Genomic DNA, 1088 nt, shown 5'->3' with positions numbered 1-1088 from the left:
CGCGTCTGGCTCGACGATCCGCTCCGGCTGCATCCCTGCGACGCCTGGATGGGCCGGGTGATCGACAGCCAGGGCCGACCGCTCGACGGCCGCGGCCCGCTGCCGCAGGGCGGCGCGGGCGTGCCGCTGCGCCGCCCCGCGCCGGACGCGCTGCGCCGCCGTCTGATGGGCGGCAAGCTCGAGACCGGGCTGCGCGTGCTCGACGTCTTCACCCCGGTCTGCCGCGGCCAGCGCCTCGGCATCTTCGCCGCCTCCGGCGTCGGCAAGTCGACGCTGATGGGCATGCTGGCGCGCGGCGCCGAGGCCGATGTCATCGTCGTCGGGCTGATCGGCGAGCGCGGCCGCGAGGCGCGGGAGTTCCTCGACCATATCCTGGGCGAGGCGGGGCGGCGGCGCAGCGTCGTCATCGTCTCCACCTCCGACCAGCCGGCCCTGGCCCGCCGCCGGGCGGCGCAGGCGACGCTGGCCGTGGCCGAGCATTTCCGCGCCGAGGGCCGGCAGGTCTTCCTGCTGCTCGATTCCATCACCCGCCTGGCGCATGCGCAGCGCGAGATCGGCCTGGCCGCCGGCGAGCCGGCCACCGCCCGCTCCTACACGCCCTCGGTCTTCACCGAGCTGCCGGCGCTGCTGGAGCGCGCCGGGCCGGGGCCCGAGGGGGAGGGCGACATCACCGCCATCTTCACCGTGCTGGTCGATGGCGACGACCATGACGAGCCGATCGCCGACGCGGTGCGCGGCATCCTGGACGGGCATGTGGTGCTCGACCGGCGGATCGGCGAGCGCGGCCGCTGGCCGGCGATCGACGTGCTGCGCTCGGTCAGCCGCGCCCTGCCGCGCTGCCATGACGCCGAGCAGAACCGGCTGCTGGGCGAGGCGCGGCGCCTGCTCTCGGCCCATGCCGACATGGCCGAGATGATCCGCCTCGGCGCCTATCGCACCGGCAGCGACCCGCTGGTGGATCGTGCCATCCGGCTGCAGCCGGCGCTCGATGCCTTCCTCGGCCAGGGGCTGGAGGAACGCACCGGCAGCGCCGAGGCTTTCGCGCAGCTGGACGGCGTGCTGCAGGCGTAAGGCGGGCGGCCCGGGCC

1 protein-coding gene is annotated in these 1088 nt (G+C 75.6%); it reads left to right on the top strand.

The window, feature by feature from the left end; genetic code table 11:
• The coding region (locus ACVMLK_RS21100) for a FliI/YscN family ATPase (protein WP_457487550.1) at positions 1 to 1071 on the top strand (1071 nt) is incomplete at its 5' end.
• Positions 1072 to 1088 lie beyond the last annotated feature (17 nt).

This window comes from Teichococcus aerofrigidensis, assembly GCF_054073225.1.
Note: the sequence above shows the minus strand (reverse complement) of the source record. Positions and strands in the feature narration are given on the sequence as shown.